General features: G+C 68.3%; 9 protein-coding genes. 2 read left to right on the plus strand and 7 right to left on the minus strand.

The annotated features are described in order from the left end of the window. The first annotated feature begins 30 nt into the window (after window positions 1-30). A complete protein-coding gene (ppk2, locus tag V5F26_RS16515; RefSeq protein ID WP_394947373.1) occupies window positions 31-900 on the plus strand; it encodes a polyphosphate kinase 2 in 870 nt (289 codons plus the stop codon). Window positions 901-974: 74 nt separating this feature from the next. On the opposite strand, the gene V5F26_RS16520 is transcribed toward ppk2, so the two are convergent. The 5 genes from V5F26_RS16520 to V5F26_RS16540 all read right to left on the minus strand — a co-directional run bounded on the left by V5F26_RS16520 (window position 975) and on the right by V5F26_RS16540 (window position 8,983). Next, complete coding sequence (locus tag V5F26_RS16520) at window positions 975-4,133, minus strand: efflux RND transporter permease subunit (protein WP_394947372.1); 3,159 nt, start codon at window positions 4,131-4,133, stop codon at window positions 975-977. Window positions 4,134-4,137: 4 nt separating this feature from the next. Further along, complete coding sequence (locus tag V5F26_RS16525) at window positions 4,138-5,355, minus strand: efflux RND transporter periplasmic adaptor subunit (protein WP_394947371.1); 1,218 nt, start codon at window positions 5,353-5,355, stop codon at window positions 4,138-4,140. Window positions 5,356-5,445: 90 nt separating this feature from the next. Beyond that, a complete protein-coding gene (locus tag V5F26_RS16530; RefSeq protein WP_394947370.1) occupies window positions 5,446-6,627 on the minus strand; it encodes an aminotransferase in 1,182 nt (393 codons plus the stop codon). A 113-nt stretch (window positions 6,628-6,740) separates the two neighbouring features. Beyond that, the gene (locus tag V5F26_RS16535; RefSeq protein WP_394947369.1) at window positions 6,741-7,031 is read right to left on the minus strand and encodes a hypothetical protein; all 291 of its coding nucleotides are present in this window, start codon (window positions 7,029-7,031) and stop codon (window positions 6,741-6,743) included. Window positions 7,032-7,207: 176 nt separating this feature from the next. Further along, window positions 7,208-8,983: a potassium/proton antiporter gene (locus V5F26_RS16540; protein ID WP_394055207.1), complete on the minus strand. Its 1,776-nt coding sequence runs from the start codon at window positions 8,981-8,983 to the stop codon at window positions 7,208-7,210. Between the two features lie 147 nt (window positions 8,984-9,130). On the opposite strand from V5F26_RS16540, the gene V5F26_RS16545 reads away from it, so the two are divergent. After that, complete coding sequence (locus V5F26_RS16545; RefSeq protein ID WP_394947368.1) at window positions 9,131-9,457, plus strand: hypothetical protein; 327 nt, start codon at window positions 9,131-9,133, stop codon at window positions 9,455-9,457. A gap of 182 nt (window positions 9,458-9,639) precedes the next feature. Here the strand turns inward: V5F26_RS16545 and V5F26_RS16550 are convergent, their stop codons facing one another. After that, window positions 9,640-13,920, minus strand: coding sequence for a translocation/assembly module TamB domain-containing protein (locus V5F26_RS16550; RefSeq protein ID WP_394947367.1), 4,281 nt, complete (start codon window positions 13,918-13,920; stop codon window positions 9,640-9,642). After that, on the minus strand, window positions 13,920-15,854 hold the full coding sequence (locus V5F26_RS16555; RefSeq protein WP_234052295.1) for an autotransporter assembly complex protein TamA: 1,935 nt from the start codon (window positions 15,852-15,854) through the stop codon (window positions 13,920-13,922). Before V5F26_RS16555 ends, V5F26_RS16550 begins: the two co-directional genes overlap by 1 nt. Window positions 15,855-16,183 lie beyond the last annotated feature (329 nt).

Genomic DNA, 16,183 nt, shown 5'->3' on the forward strand with positions numbered 1-16,183 from the left:
CCATCAGGCATCGGCGCGGGAGGCACCGTCATGGGCAAGAAGAACAAAAGCGGCGGCCACAAGGCCGACAGAGCGGCGGCAGACCTCGCCAGTCCCGCCCCCGAAACGCCGGAGGACGGCGCGGCGGCCCCCATGAAGCGCAAGGCCTATGAGGCCCAGCTGAAGGAGCTCCACTCGGAGCTGGTGAAGCTTCAGCTGTGGGCGAAGCAAACGGGCGCGAAGGTCTGCGTTGTCTTCGAGGGACGCGACGGCGCCGGCAAGGGCGGCGTCATCAAGGCCATCATGGAGCGTGTCAGCCCGCGCATCTTCCGCGTGATCGCCCTGCCCCCGCCCACCGAGCGGGAGAAGTCCCAGATGTTCGTCCAGCGCTACGTGCCCTACTTCCCGGCGGCGGGCGAAATCATGATCTTCGACCGTTCCTGGTACAATCGCGCCGGGGTCGAGCGGGTGATGGGCTTCTGCACCGAAGAGCAGGCGCAGAAATTCCTCATGGGCACGCCGCTCGTGGAAAAGGCCATGGTCGAATCCGGCATCATCCTGCTGAAATACTGGCTGGAGGTGTCGGAGGAGGAGCAGACCCGGCGCATGGAGAGCCGCATCGACGACCCGCGCAAGGTCTGGAAGCTCTCGCCCATGGATCTGGAATCCTATTCCCGCTGGTATGAATATTCCCGCGCCCGCGACGAGATGTTCGCCGCCACCGATACGGAATGGGCACCCTGGTACGTGGTGCAATCGGACGACAAGAAGCGGACCCGGCTGAACATCATCTCCCACCTGCTGTCGAAGATTCCCTATGAGGAACTCCCGCGGGAGACGGTGAAGCTGCCCAAGCGCGACAAGCCCCACGGCTACGCGCCCTCCGACCGCCCCATGCGCGTGGTTCCGGAGCGCTTCTGAGGCGCGGCCCACGGGCCGGCGCCGTGGTGGTGACGACGCGCGGCAGCATTGGCCTGCTTCCGCCCGGAGGCGCGTTATTCCGCTGCCGCGCGGGGCTTTGGCGGCAGGGCGCCGGCCTCGCGGGCCGCGTCCTCCGCCGCCTCCTCCTCCTGGTGGCGGCCGGAAATGGCGTAGTGCACCACCTGGTCCAGCCGGTCGAGATAGAGATAGACCACCGGCGTGATGAACAGGGTGAGCAGCTGGGACACCAGGAGGCCGCCCACCACCGCCACGCCCAAGGGCTGGCGCAGCTCCGAGCCTGCCCCTGCCCCGAGCGCGATGGGCAGCACGCCAAAGATGGCGGCCAGCGTCGTCATCATGATGGGGCGGAAGCGCAGCAGAGCCGCCGTGCGGATGGCCTCCTGGGCCGGAAGCCCCGCACGCCGGCGCTCCAGGGCCACGTCGATCATCATGATGGCATTCTTCTTCACAATGCCGACCAGCATGATAATGCCGATGATGGCGATGACCGAAAGCTCCATGCCCGCCACCATCAGGGTGATAAGCGCCCCAATGCCCGCCGACGGCAGGCCCGACAGGATGGTGAGCGGGTGCACGAAGCTCTCATAGAGCACCCCCAGCACCATGTAGATGACCAGCACCGCCGCCAGGATGAGCAGCACCTGATTGCCGACCGCGTCCTGGAACACCTGGGCCGTGCCCTGGAAGCCGGTGATGATGCTGGCGGGCAGCCCCGCCTCCTGGGTCGCCTTCTGGATTTCCGTCACCGCCTGCCCCAGCGAGGTACCGGGCGCGAGATTGAAGGAGATGGTGACGGAAGGCTGCTGCTGCTGGTGGGCCACCTGGAGCGGCCCCACCGTGCGGCGAATATCGGCTACCGTCTCCAGCGGCACCACCGTGCCGGAGGCGGTGCGCAGATAGACGCGGGACAGGTCGGCCGCGTCCTTCTGGAAGCGCGGCTGCACCTCGGCGATGATCGCGTACTGGTTGGTATCGGTGTAGAGGGTGGCCACCTGGCGGGTGCCGAACTGGGTGTAGAGGGCATCGCGCAGCATCTGCTCGGTAATCCCGAGGGCGGCGGCCTTGTCCTTGTCCAGATCGATGGTGAGCTGGGGGCTGGTGATCTGCAGATCGCTGGTCACGTCGCGCAGACCCGGCAGCTTGGCGATGGCCGCCTCCATGCGCGGCGCCACCTCGTAGAGCGTCTTGGAGTCGGAACTCTGCAAGGTGAACTGATACTGGCTCTTGGACTGCACCCCGCCCACGGAAATGTTCTGCACCGGCTGGAAAAACACCCGCACGCCGGGCACCTGCGCCACCCGCTTGCGCAGCTCCTGGATGACGCCGTTGGCGGACAGGGTGCGCTCATCACGCGGCTTCAGGGCAATGAACAGGCGGCCCGTATTGGTGGTGCGGCTTGAGCCGGTCGCGCCCGCCGTGGAGACCAGATAGACCACGTTGGGGTCCGCCCGCACCGCCTCCGCCACCCGCTTCTGCCGCTCGACCATGGCGTCGAACGAGGTGTCCGTGGCCGCCTCCACCGTGCCGGTGATGAAGCCGTTATCCTCCTGCGGAAAGAAGCCCTTGGGGATGATGACGTAGAGATAGGCGGAAAGGCCCACGGTGGCGAACGTCACCAGCAGCATCAAAAAACGGTGCCGCAGCACCGCATCCAGCGCCACCCGATAGGCCCCGAGCCAGGCGTCGAACATGCGCTCCGTCAGGCGGAAGAACAGGTTCGGCTGCCGCTCGTGATCGGGCGCCTGGAACACGCGGGCGCACAGCATGGGCGTGAGCGTGAGCGAGACGAAGCCGGAAACCAGGATGGCCACCGAGATGGTGACCGCGAATTCCCGGAAGATGCGCCCCACCACGCCGCCCATGAACAGCACCGGAATGAACACGGCCACCAGCGACAACGTCATGGAAATGATGGTGAATCCGATCTCCCGCGAGCCCAGTATGGCGGCGCGGAAGGGTGTCATGCCGCTCTCGATGTGGCGGTAGATGTTCTCCAGCACCACGATGGCGTCATCCACCACGAAGCCGACGCACAAGGTCAGCGCCAGCAGCGTCATGTTGTTGATGGAGAAGCCGAACAGCCACATGGCCGCGAAGGTGGCGATGATGGAGAGCGGCAGCGTCAACGACGGCACGATGGTGGCGCGCACATTCCGCAGGAACAGGAAGATTACGAGCACCACCAGCACGATGGCCTCGAACAGGGTCTTCTGCACATCCGCAACCGCCTCCCGGATGGAGACGGAACGGTCCATGAGCACATTGATGTCCACCGAGGCGGGCAGCTGCGCGCGGAAGGCCGGCAGGTGGGCCTTCACCTCGTCCACCACCGCGACCGTATTGGCGTCGGGCTGGCGCACCACGGCGACGATGATGGAGCGGTCGTCGTTGAACCAGCTCGCCACCCGCTCGTTCTCCACCCCGTCGGAGACGCGGGCGATCTCGTCGAGCCGCACCGGCGCGCCATTGCGCCAGGCCACCACCAGCCGGCGGAAATGGTCCGCGCTGGCGCTGGGCGTGCCCATGTCGATGGTGAAGGTCTGCTTGGGACCGGAAAGCACGCCGATGGGCGTGTTGGAGGCCGCCGCCTGCACCGCCCCCTGAATATCCGCCGCCGAAATATTGCGCGCCGCCGCGGCTGCCGGGTCCACGCGGATCCGCACGGCATATTTCTGGCTGCCATAGATCTGCACCTGCGCCACGCCCGGCAGTTGGGAGATCTGCTGGCCGATCAAGGTGTCGGCATATTCATTCACCGCCGAGAGCGGCAGCGTGGCCGAGGAGATGGCCAGCAGGATCACCGGCGCATCGGCTGGATTAACCTTACGGAAGCTCGGCGGCGTGGTCATCTCGTCCGGCAGCTGGCGCTGCGCCACCGAAAGGGCGGACTGCACGTCGAGGGCCGCATTGTCGATATCGCGATTGAGATCGAACTGGATGGTGATGGAGGTCGAGCCCTGGGTGCTCGACGAGGTGAGCGAGGAGATGCCGGCGATTGTGGCCAGCTGCCGTTCGATGGGCGTGGCCACCGCCGTCGCCATGGTTTCCGGGCTGGCGCCCGGCAGGGTCGCTGTGACGGTGATGGTGGGAAAGTCCACTCGGGGCAGCGCCGCCACGGGAAGCTGGCGATAGGCGAACAGGCCAGCCACCACCAGCGCCAGCATCATCAGCGTGGTCATCACCGGCCGGCGGATACACAGTTCGGCCAGCATCGGCTCAGCTCCCCGTGGCCGCGGTGGGCACGCTTTTGATGCTCACGGGCGTGCCATTGCGCAAGGCCAGCTGGCCATCGGTGACCACTGTCTCGCCCCCATCGAGGCCCTTGGAGATCACCGCCTCCCCATCCACCGTGCGGGCCACCGTCACCGGCCGCACATGGGCGACGCCGTCTTCCACCAGGAACACGAAGGAGCCGTCCTGCCCCATCTGAATGGCCTCGCTGGGAATGGCCACCCGGTCGGCCTCGACGCGCAGGGTCACGGTGACGGCGCCAAGCGTGCCGGGCCACAGGCGCTCGTCCGCATTCTCGAACACGGCGCGCACGGCGATGGTTCCCGTCTGCGGATCGACCGTATTGTCGATCACCGCCACCTTGCCGCCGGCAATGGTCTCGCCCGAGCCCTGAAGGGTGATGGCAACGCTGGCGTCCCTCTCCCGGCGCAGCTCGGCCAGATAGCGCTCGGGCAGGCCGAAGGTGACGTAGATGGGCTTGAGCTGGCGCACGGTGGCCAGGGTGTCGTCCACCTTGATGACCGCGCCGGCGCGCACCGCCGATACGCCGATGCGGCCGCTGACCGGCGAGCGGATCTCGTAATAGCCGCGCTGCACCTGGAGCGAATGCAGGTTCGCCTCGTCCTGGTCCACGGTCGCCTTCTGCATGTCGGCCGTGGTGCGGGCATCGTCCACCTGCACCTGGGACACCGCGTTGCGGGTGGCAAGGCCGGAATAGCGCTCCACGTCGCGCTGGACCTTCACCAGCTGGGCCTGGTCCTTCGCCAGCGTTGCCTCGGCCTGGCGGATCTGCGCATCGATGACGCGGGAATCGAGCTCGAACAGCAGGTCGCCGGCCGCCACCACCGCGCCGTCCGCGAAGCCCACCTTGTCCACCTCCGCCGCCACGCGGGAGCGGATGGGCACGGTCACCATGGCTTCCACGGTGCCGAGGGCCTCCACACGCACGGGCATGGGCTTGCGCGCGGCTTTCGCCGCCAGCACCGCGGCCGCGCGGGGCTGCGCCTGCGCCGCGGCCGCCGGGGGCTTTGCGGCCCAAGGCTTCTGCTGCCACGCCCAGACCGCCACACCGGCCGCCGCCAGGCAGGCGATGGCCACCACGACCCGCCCGCCGCGCCTTCGCCCTTCGCTCGTCATGCCATCCTCAATGTCGCCCGCCGCCGCGCCGGCCGTGAAGTCGCTGCGATGCAACGCCAGTTGCACCAGCGCGTCCAATTACGGTTTGGACAGATTTGAAGGCAAATGCGCGGCGTGGCGCCGCCGCCACACCCTATCCTACCATCCGCCGCGAAATCAGGCGCTCAGGCGCAGATGAGAGAGTCGCTCCAGGGCCTTGTCCAGGGTCGCGTCATTCTTCGCGAAGCAGAAGCGCACCACGCTTTTGACCGCATCCTGCGCGTAGAAGGCCGAAACCGGAATGGCGGCCACCTTGTGGCTCTTCACCAGATCCAGGCAGAACGCCTCATCGTCAGGCGCATTGGTGTGGGCGGAAAGATCCACGGTGAGGAAGTAGGTGCCTGCCGCCGGCAGCACCCGGAAGCCGAGCTTGCTCAGCCCTTCCGTCAGCCGGTCGCGGGAGCGCTGGAGGCCGGCCCGCATGGTGTTGAAATAGGCGTCGTCCTTACCGAGCCCGTAGGCCACTGCAGCCTGGAGGTTGGGCGGCGTGGTGAAGGTGAGGAACTGATGCGCCTTTGACACCACCTTCATGAGCGCCGGGGCAGCGAACACCAGGCCCACCTTCCACCCCGTCATGCCGAAGATCTTGCCGGCGGAGGAGATCTTCACGGTGCGATCGCGCATGCCCTCCAGCGCCATCAGCGGCTCGAAGCGCAGGCCGTCGAACACGATGTGCTCCCACACCTCGTCGCACACCGCATAGGCGCCATAGCGCAGGCAGAAATCCGCCAGCAGCTGCAGCTCCTCGCGGGAGTGCACGGTGCCGGTGGGGTTTTGCGGATTGTTGAGCAGCACCAGCTTGGTGCGGTTGGAGAAGGCGGCCTCCAGCTTCTCCTGGGTGATGGTCCAGTAAGGCGGCTCCAGGCGCACCAGCTTGGCGATGCCGCCCGCCCGCTGCACCAGCGGCAGGTAGGCATCATACAGCGGCTGGAACAGCACCACCTCGTCGCCCGGCTCGATGAGGGCGAAAAGGGCGGCCGCCAGCGCCTCGGTGGCGCCGGAGGTCACCATCACCTCGGTGTCCGGGTCGAGATCGAGGCCCTGCCAGTGCTTGAAATGGGCGGCGGCGGCCTGCCTCAACTCCGGCAGGCCCATCATGGACGGATACTGGTTCCAGCCGTTCAACACGGCATCGGCCGCCTTCTCGCGCACGTCGAGGGGGCCGGGATCGTCCGGAAAGCCCTGACCCAGATTCACCGCATCATGGGTGCGGGCGAGCTGCGACATCACCTCGAAGATGGTGGTGGGCAGCGCCGAATAGATGGCGTTGAGCGGACGCAGCGGAACAGAAGAGGTCATGGAAGCATCGTCTTCAGAGGAACGGAGCCCCGGCGGCGCCGGCCGCATGCCGTTTAGACCCTTCACCGGGGCAACGAAAGGGCCTCGGCCATCGATCCGCCGCGCGGCGCGGCTCAGCGCGCCCCTTCCGGGCCCTCCAGCGGCTTCAGCGCCGCCAGCAGCGCCTCTTCGGTCACCTGGGCCATAGGGCACAGCACCTTCGCCGCCTCGGTGCGCCGGCCGGGACGCATCACCAGCACCACCGTCTCGGCGCCGCCACAGGCGGGGTCCCCGCAGGAGATCTCGGAAACGGAAACGGTCGCGGCCTCCTCCAGCTGCAGCACCGCGCGCACCCGGTCCGCAAGGGCCCGCGCCGCGTCGCGCGTGGAATCCGCCTCGCCCCGCCGACGCATGAACAGTCGCATGGATCACCTCCCACCGTCATGGCGCCGTTCTGCCCGCGCCCCGCGGCGGCAAGATGGCCGCCACCGGCTTGCCGTTTCGCAAACGCGCCGGGCACCGCGCTCCCTCCCGCGCCGGTTGGCCAACACCTTGGCGTGAAGAGCGCCCGCAGCTTTAGTCGACGGTCGGAGCAGTCGCCTCAATCCTCCTCCGCCTCCTGCTCGGGCAGACCCAGCAGACGACGCAGCCAGCGCAGGCCACGCTTGAGCCGGCTGCTCTCCAGCCGCAGCACCGCCCAGGTGACGCGCCCGTCATCCACATCGCGCACCTCGATCACGGCCCGGCCATAGGTGATGCGCATGCCCGGCGCCACCCGGTCGCTGGCGCGATCGGCGAAGGCGTCGGCAATGGTCAGGCCCCATTCCTCCTGCGGCACCGGCAGGCCGTAGAGGCCCGCCAGGTCTCCGAGCCGCACCTCGCCGACAAAGGGGAAGGCCGCCACATCGCTCACAGCCACAGCCTCGCGGGGCCGGAACAAGCGGTCGAGCCCGTGCACGCGCTGCGGCGGCGCCAGGACATAGGCATAGTCGCCCGCGCGCATGGCACCCGCCGCCTCGGGGGTCAGCGTCTGCCCGCCGCGCACCACCATCATCAGCCGCGCCCAGGCGGGCAGCGTGCCGGGCGTGCTCACCGGCGCCCCCTCCGCCACCGGATAGGCCACCAGCTCCACGTCCATCTGCCCGGGAAGGTCGATCTCGAAACGTCGCGCCGACGGCACCGGATCGGACAGCGCCACGCCCGACCGTCGCGCGGCCACGACCATGGTCCAGCCGTGCAGCACCAGCGACACCAGCACCACGGCAAAGGCCACGTTGAAATAGACTTCCGCTTGGGGCAGGTGCGCCAGCATGGGAATGGTGGCAAGGAAGATGGACACCGCCCCCCGCAGCCCCGCCCAGGAGACGAACGCCTTCTCCTTCAGCGAAAAACGGAACGGCGTGAGGCACGCGAACACGGCCACCGGCCGGCCCACCAGGATGAGGAAGGCCGCAACCCCCAGCGCCGGCAGGGCATATTCCAGGATCTTCTGCGGCGAGACGAGCAGCCCCAGCATCACGAACATCACGATCTGGCAGACCCAGGTCACGGCATTCAGGAAGCTGGTGATGGGCGCGATGGCCCGCACCGGCCGGTTGCCCATGACGAAGCCCGCCAGGAACACGGCCAGGAAGCCCGAGCCGTGCAGCAGCGAGGTGAGCGCGAACAGCAGCACCGCAACCGCAACCGCCAACACCGGATGAAGCCCCGCCGGCAGATCCAGCCGGTTCATAAGCACCGTCAGCAACAGCCCGCCGGCCACGCCGAAGGCCGTGCCCACGGCCAGCTCGCGCCCGACCCCCAGCAGCATCATGAAGCCCGGATCGGACAGGTTGGACGACAGCAGTTCCACCAGCAGCACCGTGAGGAACACGGCCGCGGGATCATTGGTGGCCGATTCCAGCTCGATCACCGATCCCACGCGCCGGCCGAGATGCAGCCCCTGCGCATGCATGAGGAAGAACACGGCCGCGGCATCCGTTGAGGCCACGATGGCGCCCACCAGAAAGCCTTCCATGAGCGACAGGTTGAGCAGCGGAGCAGCCACCAGCCCCACCAGCGCCGCCGTCAGCACCACCCCCACCGTGGCAAGGGTCACCGCGGGCGCCACGGCGCCGCGCATCGCCCCCATGCGCATGCGCAGGCCGCCATCGAACAGGATCACGGCCAGCGCCGCCGACCCCACCATGTAGGTGGCCCAATAATCGTCGAAGTGGATGCCGCCGGGCCCGCCTTCCCCCGCCAGCACGCCCACCAGCAGGAACAGCAGCAGGATGGGCGCCCCGAAGCGTGCCGCGAGCAGGCTGGAAAGGGTGCCCGCCACGAGCAGCGCCGCCACCACCAGCAGCACCGCATTGGAAACGACTACAGCCCCCATACCGCCCCGTCGCCTCCGCCATCAGCCCATGCGATGCCCACAAGCAACAGTAGCGCCTCCGGCATTCACCGCGTAAGGTCTTTCAGGTTGCGGAAATTCTCGGGCGGTTTTGGGGGCACGCCAAACGCGTTCGCAAGGATTCTGGAAATGCCGTGGCGCGGCAAAGCCTGTGCTTACCTCGTCGTCCCCTTCGCCCTCGCTGACGATGGGATGTGGGCGAGACAGGCGGAAACCATCTGCTTCGATCACGATCTAGCCGTCGACATCGCAGAGACGGAAAGTGAGCACGCATCAGGGGTTGGCATCTATCCCCTGGGCGCTGACGGGTGCTATCTCACCTGTGCACCCATCGCTTGGTATGGTGCCATACAACCACCGATGGAGGCCGGCAATAGCACGGCCGTCGCGCTCTCCAGCACCATCAGGCTGGATTGCCTTGCCGCGTCGAGCCTCGGCGCCCTTCAGCTGCACTGACCCATGCCGCGACGACACGCCTCACACGGGGTCGGCCCCGTGGCGGCGGGGCGTGGCCGCTGGGCCGTATACCCCTACCAACCGGCAGGCCATAGGGGGCATTTCTGGCGCGCAAGGGCCGCGGCCAACCGCCGCAGTTCGCGCGCGTTTTAGTGGAAATACTCGAATATACCCGCCACGGTTCAGTAATCCCACTGTGCGCCGATACCGACTGAAGTGTTGCCATCGGCGCCCGTGGCGCCCTGCAGGCGGATATTCTTGGTCACATCCACATCCACCGTCACCTGGCTGGAATTGGGCGTCGTGCCCTGGCGCACGCCCATATAGATGTTGTTGTTGATGCGGCGGCCAAGACCCACCTGCCCGCCGGTTCCGGCCGCGTTGGTGCCCACGTCCAGGCTGTCCATGCCGAGCGAACGGCGCATCTGGTCCAGCACGCCCCCGCCGCCAGAGAACTGGGCAATGGTCTGCGCGATCTGGAGCGACTGCGCGGCCGTGAGGGAGCCGGCATTGCGACCGAACAGCAGGCGCGCCAGCACTTCGTCCTGCGGTAGGGTCGGCTCCGAGGTGAACGTGATCTCCGGCTGCGAGGCGGGGCCCGTCACCAGAATGCGGGCGGTGATGTCGTTCGCCGTGGTCTCGGCGATGAAGTCGAGATCGGGATCGGTGTTGCCGGAAAACGTGATCTTGCCCCGGGTGAAGGTAAGGCGCTTGCCCAGAATGTCGAACCGGCCGCGCCGCATGTCGAAGCCACCCTGGGTCACCGGGGCCCGGCTGGTGCCGCTCACATGCAGCTCGCCGCCCAGCTCCGCCTCCATGCCCATGCCGCGCACGAAAATGTTGTTCTGCGCCGCCACGGTGAGATCGAGGGTGATGCCGCCGCTCGCACCGCCGCGCTCGCGCCGCGCGGGCGGCGGCGCCATGCGTGCGGCATCGCGGCCGCGCCGATCGTTCACATTGCGCACCGGCATGGACTGCACGCCGCCGGGCATGCGCTCGGCAATGTTGACGTCCATGGCGCGGATGTTGATGCGTCCCGTCACGTGAGGATCGTTGGTGAACTGGCCTTCAACCGCGATGCGCCCTTCGGTCACGAGCCGGATCAGCTCGCTGTTCACGAGGCCCGCATTCTGCATCGTCACCTCGACCCGGCCGGGGAAATTGGCCGCGGGGTCAAGGCCCACCGAGCCGCGCGCCGAAAGGCTGCCGCCATTGGGGGTGCGCGCGGTGAGGGAATTCACCGTCACCGAGCGATCCGTGCCGGCGATCACCCCTTCAATGCGGTCGAGGGTGATGCCGTTCACGCCGTCATTGTAACGGGCGCCACTGATGCGCACGCTGCCGCCGGCGCGCGGTGCGGCGGCGGTGCCGCGCACGGTGGCGTCGATGGCGGCATTGCCGGTGAGCTGGCTGCCCATGGCCGCAAGGGACGCATTGGCGATGCGCAGATCCACCCCACCCCGCAACGCAAGATCGAGGTCCCCCGCCCCCAGCGGCGCCGAGCCGGTGATGGCCACATTGGACAAATGCGTCCCGGAAATGGTGGTGCGCGTCGTCACCCGCCCACCGCCGAGCGCACCGGCGGAGCGGATATCGAACGGGCCCGCGCCCGCCTTCGCGAGGTCCGGCGTGCTGAGGCGGGACACCTGGATGTCATAGGGCCCCTCGGGCCGATCGGCCGAACCGCGCACGCGGGCGGTGCCGCTCACGGTGCCGTTGAGGCCGAGCCCCGGCGCGGCCAGCTCCGCCAAAGCCAGCGGCAGGTTGCGCAGATCGACACTGAGATCGAGGCTGCTGCCTGCGCGCCCGGACACGGCCACCGAGCCGCCTCGGCTCGCCAGCGCCAGCCGGTCGATGGTCACCTCGCCGCCCTCGATGGCGATATTAGCCGGTGCGGAGGTGGCGAGCGTGGTGCCGCCGCGGGCCACGCTGAAACGATCCAGCCGGACGCGGGAGGTGGAGCCCTGATGGTTGAGCTGAGCCACCGCCGCGACATTCGCACCGTTTACCTGCGCATCCAGGGTCAGGGCGCTGCCCTGACCCGCGCGGCGGGCCTGCAGCGAGGCGCGGGGAATGGAAACGCCCGCCTCCACATTGGTGAGGTTCACCGTGCCGTCGAGAACCGGCTGGCCCGTGGGGTCGGCGACCGTGAGGTTGATCCGCGCCCCGCCCACGCTCTGGCCAGCGGCGCGCACATTGTCGGCGGTGGCGTTCACTGCCACCGTCTGGCGTCCATCGGCCGTGCCAAGGTCGAGCCGGGCATCGAGCTTGCCGGCCAGCTCCGTCAGAGCCAGGGCCGAGAGGTCCGCAAGGTTGCCCGCCGCGACCGCCAGCTGGCCGCCGAAAAGGCCGTCCGCCTGGCGCGCCACATGGCCGCGCGCCGTCACGGAGCCGATGGCGAGGTCAAGATCATCCAGCCGCGCCGCGCCCTGGTCGGCCAGCGCGAAGGCGCCGCCACCGGTCGCGGGCTTGCCGGCCACGCGTCCGTCGAGCTTGAAGCTGCCGGAAGGAAGACCGGTGAGGTTCCGGGCATCGAGACCCAGGGTCAAGCCCTCAATCTTCTGACCCATGGCCGTTCCTTCGGGCACGGCGACGCGCGCGGCCACCGCCAGCGCATCCAGGCTGCCGGAGAAGGCCGCCGAGCTTTCAAGCCGGCCCGACAGGCGCGGCTCCACCCGCTTCAGGTCGTCCAGGGTGAGCCCGGCCTTCAGATCCGCGAGCCGGGGCGAAAGGGTGCCGTCCACCTTCAGGTCGAGCCCGGTGGCGGCAAGCGTCAGGTTCTCCACCGTGAACGCCTTCTCCCCCGCCCGGCTGAGGGTACCGGCGAGCCGGCTGGTGGCGCCGAAGATGCCGTCCACGGCGGTGATTCCGGTCTTGATGCCCTCGGTGCCGCCGGAGAGCTTCAGCGTCAGCTTGCGGAAGCCGTCGGCGCCCTGCACGTCGGCATCCAGCCGCGCGGTGCCGGCGAGGGGCTGGCCCGCCAGCGGGCCAAACGCGGCAAGGTCGAGCCGCTCCAGCTGTAGAGTTCCCGCCGCAGCCGCCGCGCTGGCGGTGCCCGTGAAACGTGCGGAGAGGGCGGCAAGCTGCGCGGAAAAGCCGGTCAGGGCCGGGTCGCCGCGCGCCGGCACCACAGCCGTGGCCGTCACCTGCGCGGTATCGCCCAGAGCGCTCTTCACCTTGGGGTCCGCCGCCGTCAGCCCCTTGGCATTGGCCTGCAGCGAGACATTGAGATTGCCGCCTTCGGGCGCGGTTTTCACCTCCGCCGCCACGGTGCCGGCCCCGTAGCCGGCGCCGGACAGACCCAGCGCGTCGAGGCGCGCGGACACGGCCGGGGTGGCCAGCAGGCCCTTCAGGCTGCCTTCCAGCTTCACCGACTTCCAGGCCGCGCCAGGGGCCAGGGCGGCGAAGCGGTCAGCCTCGCCCGCCACCGCGCTGAAGGCGAGATCGGCGCTGGGGCCTTGCGGATCCACCTTACCCTTGGCCGCGAAGCCGAACCCCGCGGCGCGGACGCTGAAGGTCTCCACATCCACCGTGCCCGCCGGCTGGGCGAAGGCGATGGCCGAAAGCTCGGTGCGCTGCTCGAACATGGGCGCCACGGCCGGCGGCAGCAGCTTCGCCACGTCGGCATCGAGCGCGAGGTTGATGCGGTGGCCGCCATTGGCCGCGCGCACGCCGGCAGCACCGGTCACATGGGCCACATCGCCGGCGGACAGGGAAAGCTGGCCGTCCCAGGCGTCGATCGGCCCCTTGCCGTTCACCCGCGCGTCGAGGGGCGGCAGGCCGTCCATGCCGGCGGCGCGGGCGACCAGACCGCCGGCCGGCTCGCTGGCCGCAATGTCCACGTCGAGGAAGCGGGTGTCGGGGGTGTAGTGCACCTTGCCCTTCACCGACCCCGGGGCATCCTTGCGCTCCAGCGCGAAATCCGCAGAAAGGCCGGGCCCCGCCGCCATCAGATCCGCCGAGGCGGTGAGCGAGAGCTGCGCCGCATGGCCCAGCACCGGTTCGCCGATGACGATGTCATCCACCGCGAGCCGGCCAAGGCGCACCGGCATCATGAAGGACGAGCCGCCGCTGGTGGCGGGCGCGGGCTCCGAGGCCGGCAGATCCGGCAGTCGGTTCACCGAGATGCGGCGCGCCTCGACGGCGTCCACGTTTACAACGCCGGACAGCAGAGAGAGCGGATGCCAGGCGAGGCGCAGCGCTTCCACCTCCGCCACCGGGCCCTTGGCATCCGCCACCGCGATGCGGCCGATGCCCATGTTCCACGGCACGCCGCCGCTGATCTCGGAGATCGAGACCGAAAGCCCCGACAGGGAGGCGAGCGAGGAGGCGACACGGGCGAGCATGGTCTTGCCCGGCCCGGTCTGCAGCGCCGCGAACAGCGCCACCAGAACCACAAGGACGCCCGCCAAAGTGTAGCCGAGGCCGCGCAGGATGAGGGAGAGGATGCCGCGCCCAGCCATCAGAACGCCTGCCCCAAGCTGACATACACGCCATAGGAGCCATCGTCCGGCCCCGGATTGAGCGGAATGGCCAGATCGAGCCGCAGCGGGCCGATGGCCGTGTAGTAGCGCAGGCCCAGGCCGGCGGAATATTTCATCACGCTGAAGTCCGGATATTCGGTGGCGTAGGCGGCGCCCATGTCCAGGAACGGCACGATGCCGATGGTGTCGGTGATGCGCACCCGCATCTCGGCCGAAGCCTCGAAATAGCTAAGGCCGCCGATGATAACCCCGAAGGCGTTGCGCGGGCTCACGGACTGGTAGTCATAGCCGCGCAGCGAGCCGCCGCCGCCCACATAGAAGCGCCGCTGCGCCGGCACGGCGGTGAGATCCGCACCGATATAGCCGCCGGTGGAAACCCGCCCCGCCAGGATATAGCGCTTGTCCTCATCGAAGGCGTGGTAGGCGGACAGGGTGGCCTTGGCCATCACCGGCCCCGCCCCGTCGTCGCCCAGATAGGCGAACGGCTCTACGGTGGCCGCCAGGCGCATGCCGCGCGAGGGATCGAGCGGCGAATCCGTATTGTCGAAGTTGAAGTTCACCGGCACGCCGAAGATGAAGTAGTCGCCGGTGCCGTCCGCGTCCTGGACTGTGGAATCCTCGAGATCGACACCCAGCTGGGCGGAGAACTGGTCGTTGAACCTGCGCCGCACGCCGGCAACGAAGGTGCCGCCCTCGCGCACATAGGCGTTCGTCACCTCGCGCAGGCCGGCGACCTCCGCCACCAGATCGTCATTGGCAGTGATGATGCCCGGCTTGGTGAAGCTGGCCGCCACCTTGTAACCGAAGGGGTCGGCATCCGGCACCGCCTCCGACTTCTGGCCGAACCAGGACACGCTGGCGTCGAGGCGCAGGGTCTCGCCGCCGCCAAACAGGTTGCGATGGCCCCAATAGCCGTTCAGCGAAGAGCCGTCGGTGTTGGAATATTTGGCGGAGAACCCCACATAGCGCGGCGCCCGCGCCGTCACCTCGATGGTGATGGGCAGTTCGCCATTGGCGGTGAGATGGTCGGCCTCGCGGATGCGGATGCTGGAAATGGCCTCGATCTTGGAGAGCCGCGTGCGCAGCGCCGCCAGCCGCTGCGGCGAGAACGGCTCGCCCGGGCGGATCTCGATACGCTCCTCGATGAAGCCGGGCGGCAGGAAGTCCGCGCCCACGACGGTGAAGTCGCCGAACGTCGCCTGACGCCCGGTGGCGACATAAATGGTCACGTTCAGCTTGTTTGTGGCGTGATCGGCGACCACCTGCTTGTCGGCCACCTTGGCGAAGGGATAGCCCAGCTCCCGCAGATGGTTGGACAAGGTGGTCTCGGTCGCCACGATGGCGTCGGCACGGGCGGGCTCGCCGGACTCCATGCGCAGCGCGCGCAGGGAGGGCACGTCCGGCAACGGCTGGTGCGTGGTCGCATCGACGATGCGCACGGTGCCGAAGGTGAACTGGGGACCGGGGTTCACCACGATCTTCACCGGCACCGGGCCACGCTTCCGGCTCGCCTCCACGATGTCGAAGATGTTGGGCGTATCGACGCGGTTGCCGGAGATGGTGATCTCCATGGTGCCGCCGTAAAAGCCGTTGGAATACAGCGCGGCGATGATGCGCTCGCGGTCGGTCGTCACCCGGCGCACCAGGCCCGCGGCCCCGGCGGGCGGCCGGTTCTTCAGGCTCTCCAGCGTGGAGGCGTCGAGCACGGCGTTGCGCACGCTGCGGTCCGCATCCACCACCTCGATATCGACGGTGTAGGGCACGGCGTCGATGACCGGCCCCTCGTCCTTCTCACGATTGGGATTGAAGAAATTCAGGATCGGGTCGAGCAGGCCCCCCTCGTCCGCCTGCGCCGGCAGCACCCCGAGCGCCGTCACCGCCGCGGCGATGGCGAACGGGCGCAAACAGGACATGCAGGAAAATCTCGCCGGGTTCGCCATATCCACTCGTGTCTCAGCTCAGCGCGTGTCTAACAAACGTTCCCCGCGCTGCGAAGGCAGAAGAGTGCAGGGCCCTGCGCCGACAAGATCGCCGGCTCTTGCATCTGACGGTAGGGGCCGACCGTAAATTTCGCCTTATGACACCTCCCGCGATGCCCCCGACTCCACCTCTGGCTGTCGCCGCGGAGTTTGGCATTCTTTGCTCGTGAAGGCGAGCTAAGCTGCTCACCCGCCAGGAGGATACACGCACCCCTGCGACATTCCCGCAAATCTCCCGGCAAGAGTTTGTTTACCATGATTGG

It is taken from the genome of Xanthobacter variabilis, assembly GCF_043831965.2.
In the GTDB taxonomy this organism is placed as follows: Bacteria; Pseudomonadota; Alphaproteobacteria; order Rhizobiales; family Xanthobacteraceae; genus Xanthobacter.

Excerpts from the sequence above, each read along its gene's own strand:
- ppk2 (WP_394947373.1), top strand. The coding sequence starts at position 31 with ATGGGCAAGAAGAACAAAAGCGGCGGCCACAAGGCCGACAGAGCGGCG.
- V5F26_RS16520 (WP_394947372.1), bottom strand. The coding sequence starts at position 4,133 with ATGCTGGCCGAACTGTGTATCCGCCGGCCGGTGATGACCACGCTGATG.
- V5F26_RS16530 (WP_394947370.1), bottom strand. The coding sequence starts at position 6,627 with ATGACCTCTTCTGTTCCGCTGCGTCCGCTCAACGCCATCTATTCGGCG.
- V5F26_RS16535 (WP_394947369.1), bottom strand. The coding sequence starts at position 7,031 with ATGCGACTGTTCATGCGTCGGCGGGGCGAGGCGGATTCCACGCGCGAC.
- V5F26_RS16540 (WP_394055207.1), bottom strand. The coding sequence starts at position 8,983 with ATGGGGGCTGTAGTCGTTTCCAATGCGGTGCTGCTGGTGGTGGCGGCG.
- V5F26_RS16545 (WP_394947368.1), top strand. The coding sequence starts at position 9,131 with ATGCCGTGGCGCGGCAAAGCCTGTGCTTACCTCGTCGTCCCCTTCGCC.
- V5F26_RS16550 (WP_394947367.1), bottom strand. The coding sequence starts at position 13,920 with ATGGCTGGGCGCGGCATCCTCTCCCTCATCCTGCGCGGCCTCGGCTAC.
- V5F26_RS16555 (WP_234052295.1), bottom strand. The coding sequence starts at position 15,854 with ATGTCCTGTTTGCGCCCGTTCGCCATCGCCGCGGCGGTGACGGCGCTC.